This is a genomic window from Peptostreptococcus sp. MV1 (genome assembly GCF_000758885.1).
Taxonomy (GTDB): Bacteria; Bacillota; Clostridia; order Peptostreptococcales; family Peptostreptococcaceae; genus Peptostreptococcus.
The window spans coordinates 1-8,624 of sequence record NZ_JRNB01000005.1; the positions used below are offsets into that span (position 1 = coordinate 1).

Below are 8,624 nucleotides of genomic sequence, written 5' to 3' on the forward strand. Positions count from 1 at the left end.
TATGGAAAATATGTCAATAAATTGAAAAACATGTCAATTCCGTTGTATAATAAAGGGTTCTTCATCAACGCTAGTTGACAAAAAACCTCTATAAGTAAGTAGACAGGTTGGGATTTTCTTGTTATCATAAAAGTATAAAAACGTGCGAAATAGACTGCTATAAACTCATAAAAACGTGCGAGATACTCACACTAAAACTTGCTAAAACGTGCAAAATATACTAAAATAAAAGTATAAAAACGTGAAAGGTAGTGATAAAGTGCTTAAAAGAAAGGCATATAAAGAACTTTTGGAATGGAAGTCAAAATACGCAGACAGAACTGCTTTGTTGGTGAATGGTGCTAGGCGTGTTGGCAAGAGCTATCTATGCAAACTATTTGGTGAAAACGAATACAAATCATATCTTATGATAGATTTTGCGAATATACCGGCAGAAATAAAGGACCTGTTTGAGAATGAATCATACAATTTAGACTTATTTTTCATAAAGCTATCTGCATTTTATGGTGTTACCCTGTATGAGAGGGATAGCCTGCTGATATTTGACGAGATACAAATGCTACCGAGGGCCAGACAATTGATTAAATATTTGGTGGCGGATGGCAGGTATGACTACATAGAAACAGGCTCACTACTGTCAATCAAGAGGAATGTTGAAAATATCGTCATACCATCTGAAGAGATGCAGTTCAACCTATATCCACTTGATTTTGAAGAGTTCCTGTGGGCCATGGGGGATGAAGTGACTGCCAACCTGCTAAGGTCAATGTATCAAGCCAGAAGTCCCTTGGGAGATAGCCTGCACAGGAAGGTAATGAACGACTTTAGACAGTATTTGCTGGTTGGTGGTATGCCACAAGCCGTTGATGAATACGTGAAGACTAAGGATTTTGCCAAGGTAGACTTGGTGAAGAAAAATATTTTAAACCTGTATAGAAATGATATAGCAAAGTTTGCAGGAGAAAATCAAAACAAAGTATTGGCCATATTTGACCAAATACCGGGCCAGTTGTCCAAGAAAGAGAAGAAATATAATATTGCAACAATAGACAAGAAGGCAAGGTACAGGGATTATGAAAATTCTTTTTTGTGGCTAGCAGATGCAATGATATCCAATATTTGCTATAACTCGACCGATCCGAGCGTGGCACTTTCACTGACGAGTGACTACAATACGAGGAAATGCTACATGGCAGACACGGGATTGCTGATTAGGCAGATACTGGACAGTGGCAACTACACTGATAATGACATCTACAAGGCAGTCCTTTTTGACAGGCTTAATATCAACGAGGGTATGCTAATGGAAAATATAGTAGCTCAAAGCTTGGTAGCAAGAGGCTATAGGCTGTTTTTCTACTCAAGGTATGACAACAAGAAGAGTGAAAACAGGATGGAAATAGATTTTTTGATAATCAAAAACAACAAGGTTATTCCAATAGAGGTCAAGTCAGCCGGATATAGAAAGCATTCATCTCTAGATAAATTTAGACTCAAGTTTAAAAATAGGGTTGGAGAACCGGTGATACTCTACCAAAAAGACCTGATGATAAAGGAAGGCGTATTGCACCTGCCTATATATATGGCAATGCTTTTGTAGGTGGAATTCCTCAAATACAGGAATAGAAATGCCACAAATACAGGGATAAGCTCAGAAGACTTGAGTAAAACGGAGTAAAGTTGAGTGAAACCCACTAACCAAGAAAGCGAGGTGACAAACATGCCCCCCACAGACAAGCTAATAAAACAAATATACACCAATTCCTTCAAGTCAGACCCCACCGACCCGACCAACAGGCTAATAATCATAGCCACCAAGGTACTAGACAACAGGTCAGGCGGTCCAGTGACCTACGATGTAGACAGGCTGTATGACGAGCTGGTTTACTTCAACCACTACAGCCACAAGGGCCAGACATGCCCCGTTGAGGTCTTCCTGCCAATCATCCTAGCCAATCGTTCCTACGATGCCTACGAGGCAATCCTAATGAGCCTAGCAGACAAGATGACACGCTTCTACGGATGCCCAGACAGGCTAGACGACTACATCTTGGAAGTATACAGCCTTGACGCCCTAATCAGGGCCTATCTGAGGTCAGCTACCAGCATCCTAAGTGGACAAGACCTGGTAGACACATTAAGGGACATAAAGGACAAGCTGGTGGCCTACAATCCACCCAAAAATAGCAAGAAAGAAATCGTAAACTTTCAGGTCAAAAAAATCAAATACATAGGCAAGCTTCACAGCCAAATAGACCTAGCATCAAATGACCCTGACAGTAATATAGGCGAGCTTTTGCCAGGTGAGTCCTTTAGCTGGCTAGAAAATATAAACAAGTACTTTAAAGATACAGAAGATACCGAGTATAGAATTAGCAGTCCAGAAAATGCCAAGAGGACAAGGTCCTCATTTGTGTATTCCATGGCAGATTACCTGACAAACATCCGAAACAGGCAGGTCATCACCAAAAAATACATGGGCAAATCGTCCCCCAAGCACTTCCTCCAGGAACCTGAGGGCTACGAGGGAAGAGACCCCGTCCTTAATAGCTACAGGGTGGTGAGGAAGACCAGAGATGGCAATAGGTATGTAGTCAGCCTGGACACCAAGTCGGGAGTCTATGATATGGTATATGTATTAAAGGTTTTTTGAAGTTGCTTGCAACAAAAAGTCTACGAAAACTTGACGTTGTCACAGGACTTTGAAATTCTTGATTTTAAATGATATTCGTCATATTATATAAATGTAAAAGAGGCTGCTAGGCTAATAGCAACCCCAGTGTATAATCGTTAACGGCGTTTGAGGTATTTATTTTATATAGTTACGGTTTTGGCTTGGTGCTTGTTGATATTTAGTATATTCAAGCTGGTCAAGGCAGTCAGGGAAAGGAAGGAATGATTATGAAAAATAGGTTGGACAAGTATATATTGGACAAGGCAGATGACTTGGTCTTTATAACTATTGACCAGTCAGAGGACCTGGGTCTGATAGGCTATGAGGTGCCAAAGGATGGTATCAAAATACCTATCAAGTCAAATGTCCTAGTCAAGTCCATCAAGGACAAGAAGGCCCAGGAAGAGATAAATATGATGTCTATGATAGATGCCATGCTATACCTAGAGGGTATAGATCCAGATTTTATCTACAATGTGGAGTATGATGATTTGATAGAGACCTTTGCTAGGAAGAGTGATTTTGACTATATGCAGTATATGGGCTATATGTCAAATCAGGCCTACCAGGAGGGTGAGGTCAGGGATGCCCTAGTTTACATCAGGGCCTATCTGAGGATGGAACCTGATGATGTCATGGCCCTCTACCAGTATGCAATCATATGTCAGGAGTTGAGTCTGACCTACCAGAAGGATGAGGACATCAAGGCTATGAATGACTTTTTGTTGGAGGCTCTGGCTAGTTTGGAGAGAATATTGGATATTGATGATAGTTTTGCCCTAGCATATTACCAGTTGGGCTTCCACTATTCCAACCAAAACCAGTTCACCAAGGCCAAGATGACTTGGGACAGGGCCCTAGACTTGGGTGTGGATGAGGAGTCGGCTGGAGATATCAGGGATAATCTAGGCAAGATAGACCACAAGGTGAGGTACGAAGAGGCCTACAACCTAGTATTTCAGGGCAAGGCAGAAGAGGCTCTAGATGACCTACTGGACATAGAGAGTCAGTATCCGGACTGGTGGAACCTCTTGTTTATCATTAGTCTAGCCTACAAGTCACTAGGTGACCTAGGCCAGGCCAAGACCTACCTGGAGAAGATACTCATGATAAGACCTACCCAGGTGGATACCCTAGTAGAGATGGCCCTATGTCTAGCCCAAGAGGCAAATATGCCGGGGGCGATTGACTACCTGACTAGGGCGGCAAAATTGAGAAAAGATGACCCGGAGATATTGTGTAATTTGGGTATGGCATACCTTCACAATGGTGAGGAAGATGATGCTAGATATTATATAACGAGGGCCTATGAGATAGACCCAAGAGATGAAGTGACACAGGCCTGTATGAGGGCCTTGAAAGAGTAAGGTATGAGTCAATAAAAATAGGTCGAGTGAAAATATAAGTTAGTAACTACTATGTTTATCCAGTTGCAAGTCAAGTAAGAAGTAAATTTATTCAAATATATTGACTTATATCCATAAATATCCTATACTATAACTATGAAAAATATAAAAATGTTCGAAAATAACCGAACTATCAGGTCTTGAATTGGATAAAAGGCATGAAAAACTCTTTTATCAAGTTACTAGTATTGAGTTTTCACGGAGGTGTATAGTAATGAGTTTTAAATCAGATATTGAAATCGCACAGGAAGCAGTAGCACAGGATATTAGGGATATCGCAAAAAAGATTAATCTAAGCGAGGACGACATAGAGCTTTATGGTAAATATAAGGCTAAAATTGACTATAATGTATTGAGCAGGACACAGAGCAGAAATGGTAAGTTAATCCTTACAACTGCCATCAACCCTACTCCAGCAGGTGAAGGAAAGACAACTACATCAATTGGTATAGCAGACGCCCTATCACAGATGGGCAAGAATGTAATCACAGCTCTTAGAGAGCCATCTATGGGACCAGTATTTGGTATCAAGGGTGGAGCAGCTGGTGGTGGCTATGCCCAGGTAATTCCTATGGAAGACATCAACCTACACTTTACAGGTGATATGCACGCTATAGGAGCAGCCAACAACCTTTTAGCAGCCATGCTAGATAACCACATATACCAGGGAAATGCCCTAAACATCAACCCTAAGAGAGTTACTTGGAGGAGATGTGTAGACATGAACGACAGACAATTGAGAAATATAGTTGACGGTCTTGGTAAGAAGGTAGATGGTGTGACTAGGGAAGACGGATTTGATATCACAGTTGCATCTGAAATCATGGCTACCTTCTGCCTATCAAACAACATAGGAGAATTAAAGGAAAAATTGGGAGATATAGTTGTTGCCTACACATACAGTGGCAAGCCAGTGACAGCTAGGGACCTAGGTGCAAATGGTGCCATGGCAGCAGTCCTAAAGGATGCCCTAAAGCCTAACCTAGTACAGACACTAGAAGGTACACCAGCAATCATCCACGGTGGACCATTCGCCAATATAGCCCACGGTTGCAACTCTATAATTGCCACAAAGATGGCCCTTCATATGAGCGACTACGTAGTAACTGAGGCAGGTTTTGGTGCTGACCTAGGTGCTGAAAAGTTCTTGGATATCAAGTGTAGAAAGGCAGGAATCAGACCAGATGCAGTAGTAATAGTCGCTACAGTTAGAGCCTTGAAGTATAACGGTGGAGTTGCCAAGGACCAGTTAAACGAGGAAAACCTAGAGGCCCTAGAGAAAGGTATACCAAACCTACTAAAGCATATAGAAAATATCACTCAGGTATACAAGCTACCTGCAGTAGTTGCAATAAATAGGTTCCCACTAGATACAGAGGCAGAGCTAAAGCTAGTTGAAGACAAGTGCAAGGAGCTAGGCGTAAATGTAGCCCTATCAGAAGTTTGGGCCAAGGGTGGAGAAGGTGGCATAGAAGTTGCCAAGGAAGTCCTAAAGCTAATAGAGGAATCAGACAAGCAGTTTGAGTATTGCTATGACGAAGAAATGTCTATCAAGGACAAGTTAAAGGCAATAGCTACTAGAATTTATGGAGCTGATGGTGTTGACTACACAGCAGAAGCCAACAAGCAGATCAAGGAACTAGAAGAACTTGGCTTTGGCAATCTACCAGTATGCGTAGCCAAGACCCAGTATTCCCTATCAGATGACCAGACCAAGCTAGGCAGACCTAGAGGCTTCAAGATAAATGTGAGAGAGGCCAGCATATCAGCAGGTGCGGGCTTTATAGTTGTATTGACAGGGGCCATTATGAAGATGCCAGGCCTACCAAAACAGCCAGCAGCTCTTAGAATAGACGTTGACGACAAGGGAGTAATCTCAGGCTTATTCTAGGTGGATGACTAGCCTTGGCTTGGAGTTAGGAAGCTTAGATACAAATTTTATTTAGTTTTGATAGAATTTGATAAGAAAGACTATATTAAATGTTTAGATTATAATGTAGACAGTGGCTAAGATGTGAGTTTTTCCATCTTAGTCGCTTTTTTTGTCTTTTTTTATTTATATTTTACCTTTTTTATGGTATGATAATAGTATATGACATTATATCTATATTTAGTGTGTGGCACTTTTAATTTAGATATTGGAAGAGTAATTATAGTGGTGATTTTGGATTTAGCCTTTTCATAAAGAGGGTTAGAGAGGTCATTATATTGGAAAATTTAGTTATTGGAGGGAATAATATGAAGTATAATAAGAAGTTATTAGGAATAGTATCTGCATTTGCTATAGCTATACCAATGTCATTGGGGTCAGTATTTGCAAATACTACAGTTAATTTTACTAAGGTAGACTCATCAACGAGTGAAAAAGTTGCAAACGCTGAAATAGCATTCTATGTGTCAGGTAAGAAGGCCTTTACCTTCAAGACAAACGCTGAAGGTAAGGTAGACCCAAGCTCAGTTGCATCTGTTGATTCATTTGACGTAAAAGAGATAGTAGATGCTGATGGTAATCTTAATCTAAAGGATGGAGAATATACATACGCAGAAACAAAGGCACCAGCAGGATATATGCTAAATGCCAAGAGATATGCTGTAAGTGCATCAAACGGAACTACTTCAAATGTAGAACTCAAAAATACCAAGTTCAAAAAAGGAATGGGCCAGATAATAGTTAAGTCAACAGACAAGACTACAGGAGCTGCACTAGGTGGAGCAACTATAGATATCAAGCATGCTGACAAGGTCGTAGCTACTATTAACTTTGATAATGACGGCAACGTAATGGATGCATCATCAATAACTTCTGAAGGTAAAGACCTAGGAATAGAAATAATAGATGGAAGTATATCGATCAAGTCAGGAAACTATGTATTACTAGAAAACAAGCCAAGTGATGGATATGCCCTAAACACTCAGTCTTATAATGTGTCAGTAACAGCAGGCCAGACAGTTACTCAGGATATACCTCAGGAAAAGAAGTCTGCAACTACTCCAACAGAAAAGCAGACAGGACTAAAGCTAAGAATAATAAACACAAATAAGTCAGCCGTATCTGACCAGGAAGTATCAATATATGCAGTAGACAAGGACAAGAAAAATCCAAGACTAGTATTCAAGGGCAAGACAGGGGCTGACGGTTACCTAGACGCAAAGAAGGCAACAGAAGGTATATCACTACTAAAAGACGGTGTAGTATCATTACAGCCAGGTAACTACTACTACAAGCTAACTGGCGGAACAAAGGAAAATGCGTTCACTATAGAACAGGACAAGGTAAACTCTATAGACAAGACAATTAACCTTGCATCAAACAAAAAGAATGGTAAATCATCAAACAATAAAAAGAACAATTCAAACACAAGATCATCTAACCTAGCCAAGACAGGTATGGTAGGTGGACTAGCACCAGTAGTAACAGGTGGAGCTGCCATACTAGCAGGTGGACTAGTCATGACTAGAAGAAAGAAATAAAATATGTAGATTACAAATGCTCCCTGGATTTTCCAGGGGGCTTTTTACATATTACAGGTATGCCATCAAGCTCTTGCAGAGTCCGGTCGCCAACCAGTCTCAGACCACCAGAGACAGTTTCTGAAAATTGTAGCAAAATATACAAGATAATAATAATCTTGGCCATTTATTGGTAAAACCTAATCCCACCACCCCCTATAATAATAAGTGTAAGAGATAGCTACTCATTACAAAACAAAAAATCAACGTTGATAAAGAATATTTTTAGGAGGTACTTATGGTAAAGGTAAAAGAAACAAAGGTAAACTACAGGGCAAGATTAAAAGACGGTCAAGGTAAGGATGGAAAAGACAAGTTCGCATATGTCAACATAGCAAATATCAGAACAGATGCACCTGACCAGGACGTATATGAAGTAGTGAATTCAATACTAGGCCTACAGGAAAAGCCAATAGACACAATCTTCAAGTTGGAAAGCAAAGAACTCGAAAATGAAGAATAAGTGGCAGATTAATTAAAAGGACACGAGTCGAAAAAACAAAGACAAATATGCAAAAAGAGCAATTTGAAAGGAGCAAAAGAATGGAAAAAAGAAAAATGATAGCAATGAGGTTCAAAAAGGAAGATGGTAAGACATTCAACTTATCAGTGAGAAATCCAGGTTCAGGAGTAAATGAAGAATCCATCAAAAAGGTCATGGACATGGTAGTAGAAAAGAATGTATTTAGGATCAAGGGTCAAGGACTGGTCAAGACCATAGACGCCAAGATAGTCGAGACTAGCACAGAGACATACGACCTAGTCCTATAAGAGGCTGATATGGACAGTCAGGCAATAGTAGGAATGATTCAGAATGTTGGTTTTCCAATAGCTATCAGTCTATACCTCTTGATGAGAACGGAAAAAAAGATAGACCTACTATCCAATAGCATATCTGAATTAGCCAAGATACTCGCTGAAAAATAATCCCCTAGATTTATCGATCCTATTAGTTAAAAAAACTAACTAATAGGGTCGTTTTTTTATGGTTCTATAATATATAGCGTTGATGGTAACAAAAATGCTTTCAAAGT

Annotated in this window: 9 protein-coding genes; 8 read left to right on the forward strand and 1 reads right to left on the reverse strand. The window is 40.1% G+C overall.

Annotated features, from left to right (window positions below; all coding sequences use genetic code 11):
• Positions 1-259: 259 nt before the first annotated feature.
• The 5 genes from HMPREF1639_RS00785 (at position 260) to HMPREF1639_RS00805 (ending at position 7,551) form a co-directional block, all read left to right on the forward strand.
• Complete coding sequence (locus tag HMPREF1639_RS00785; protein ID WP_036762231.1) at positions 260-1,600, forward strand: ATP-binding protein; 1,341 nt, start codon at positions 260-262, stop codon at positions 1,598-1,600.
• Between the two features lie 120 nt (positions 1,601-1,720).
• Positions 1,721-2,653, forward strand: a complete 933-nt coding sequence (locus tag HMPREF1639_RS00790) for a hypothetical protein (RefSeq protein WP_036762233.1) — start codon at positions 1,721-1,723, stop codon at positions 2,651-2,653.
• Positions 2,654-2,901: 248 nt separating this feature from the next.
• On the forward strand, positions 2,902-4,041 hold the full coding sequence (locus HMPREF1639_RS00795) for a tetratricopeptide repeat protein (protein WP_036762235.1): 1,140 nt from the start codon (positions 2,902-2,904) through the stop codon (positions 4,039-4,041).
• Between the two features lie 253 nt (positions 4,042-4,294).
• Positions 4,295-5,971, forward strand: a complete 1,677-nt coding sequence (locus HMPREF1639_RS00800; protein WP_036762237.1) for a formate--tetrahydrofolate ligase — start codon at positions 4,295-4,297, stop codon at positions 5,969-5,971.
• A gap of 347 nt (positions 5,972-6,318) precedes the next feature.
• Complete coding sequence (locus tag HMPREF1639_RS00805; RefSeq protein ID WP_036762240.1) at positions 6,319-7,551, forward strand: MSCRAMM family protein; 1,233 nt, start codon at positions 6,319-6,321, stop codon at positions 7,549-7,551.
• A gap of 10 nt (positions 7,552-7,561) precedes the next feature.
• On the opposite strand, the gene HMPREF1639_RS09420 is transcribed toward HMPREF1639_RS00805, so the two are convergent.
• Positions 7,562-7,717 (reverse strand): hypothetical protein, encoded by a 156-nt coding sequence (locus HMPREF1639_RS09420; RefSeq protein WP_207640734.1) that lies wholly within the window; start codon positions 7,715-7,717, stop codon positions 7,562-7,564.
• A 111-nt stretch (positions 7,718-7,828) separates the two neighbouring features.
• Here HMPREF1639_RS09420 and HMPREF1639_RS00810 point away from each other — a divergent pair, with 111 nt between their 5' ends.
• The 3 genes from HMPREF1639_RS00810 (at position 7,829) to HMPREF1639_RS09005 (ending at position 8,517) form a co-directional block, all read left to right on the forward strand.
• The gene (locus HMPREF1639_RS00810) at positions 7,829-8,053 is read left to right on the forward strand and encodes a DUF1659 domain-containing protein (protein ID WP_036762243.1); all 225 of its coding nucleotides are present in this window, start codon (positions 7,829-7,831) and stop codon (positions 8,051-8,053) included.
• Between the two features lie 80 nt (positions 8,054-8,133).
• A complete protein-coding gene (locus HMPREF1639_RS00815) occupies positions 8,134-8,361 on the forward strand; it encodes a DUF2922 domain-containing protein (RefSeq protein ID WP_036762245.1) in 228 nt (75 codons plus the stop codon).
• A gap of 9 nt (positions 8,362-8,370) precedes the next feature.
• Positions 8,371-8,517, forward strand: a complete 147-nt coding sequence (locus HMPREF1639_RS09005; RefSeq protein WP_084572436.1) for a YvrJ family protein — start codon at positions 8,371-8,373, stop codon at positions 8,515-8,517.
• Positions 8,518-8,624 lie beyond the last annotated feature (107 nt).